Annotated in this window: 2 protein-coding genes and 1 pseudogene; all 3 read right to left on the reverse strand. The window is 42.2% G+C overall.

Annotated elements, in window-relative coordinates; all coding sequences use genetic code 11:
- Positions 1–119, reverse strand: a pseudogene (locus tag PX484_RS14420) (DUF3593 domain-containing protein); the annotation flags it as partial.
- Complete coding sequence (locus tag PX484_RS14425) at positions 64–375, reverse strand: DUF2499 domain-containing protein (protein WP_002734463.1); 312 nt, start codon at positions 373–375, stop codon at positions 64–66. The gene PX484_RS14425 and the pseudogene PX484_RS14420, both read right to left, overlap by 56 nt.
- 142 nt (positions 376–517) lie before the next feature.
- The coding region (locus PX484_RS14430; RefSeq protein WP_502882745.1) for an ATP-grasp domain-containing protein at positions 518–1006 on the reverse strand (489 nt) is incomplete at its 5' end.

A 1006-nucleotide genomic window follows, 5' to 3' on the forward strand; every position in this document is an offset into this window, starting at 1 on the left:
GAACGAGTGACAAACCAAAGAAACCCCAGATAGGGAAACAGGGAAATGGCAAATAAACTCTCTTTATTCATTGTTAACGCTAATTTTACTGGAACGCCACAGCCACCAACCGGCAGCACAGAGGGTAAAATTTCCTAAGACAGTCATGGCTGCCTGTAGGGTGACTAACCAGGATAAGGCACTGATATTATCAAAAAAATGCCATGTACAGGCACACATAGCCCCAATTAAAGCGGGTAACATTCCCCAAGATAACATTCGCCACGATCGATCGCTACTGATGTCGCCATAGGTCCAGACTAACCAGATTGCCGCTATCCATTCTACGACACTCGATACATGAACTATCCACGTCGGTATTGATAAAGCATTCATTTTTTTTATAGGAGAGAGGAGACGGGAGATAGGAGACAGGAGATAGGAGACAGGAGATAGGAGATTGTTTTTATTTATTCTCCCCACTCTACACTCCCAATTCATAATTCATAATTCATAATTCCCACTCCCAATTCATAATTCATAATTTAGAATTTATAATTCCCGAAAAATTTTCTAGCCATTTAATCACCTGTTGACCTAAACTAAGATTGTTTAATCGATCGATCTCGCGAATGCCGGTGGGACTGGTGACATTAACTTCCGTCAGATAGCCACCAATCACATCTAATCCGACAAAATATAGGCCATCTTCTCGTAATTTTGGGGCTAAAGTGGCACAGATTTCTAATTCTCGATCGGTGATTTCTGTTTTTGCCACCCGTCCACCCACCGCCATATTACCGCGAAATTCCGAACCGGTGGGAATACGATTAACTGCCCCGATCGGTTCACCATTGAGGACAATAATGCGTTTATCTCCTTCTTTGGCAGCTGGTAAATAATCTTGAATCATTACCGGTTCTTGTCCCCATTTTGTGCTAATTTCAATCATTGAATTGAGATTGCGATCTTCGGGACTAAGAAATAAAATTCCCTCCCCTGCTTTGCCCCCCAAAGGTTTCATAAC

It is taken from the genome of Microcystis sp. M49636_WE2 (genome assembly GCF_030065375.1).
GTDB classification, from domain to species: domain Bacteria; phylum Cyanobacteriota; class Cyanobacteriia; order Cyanobacteriales; family Microcystaceae; genus Microcystis; species Microcystis aeruginosa_C.

Coding starts and splice junctions, on each gene's coding strand:
- PX484_RS14425 (WP_002734463.1), bottom strand. CDS start 375: ATGAATGCTTTATCAATACCGACGTGGATAGTTCATGTATCGAGTGTC.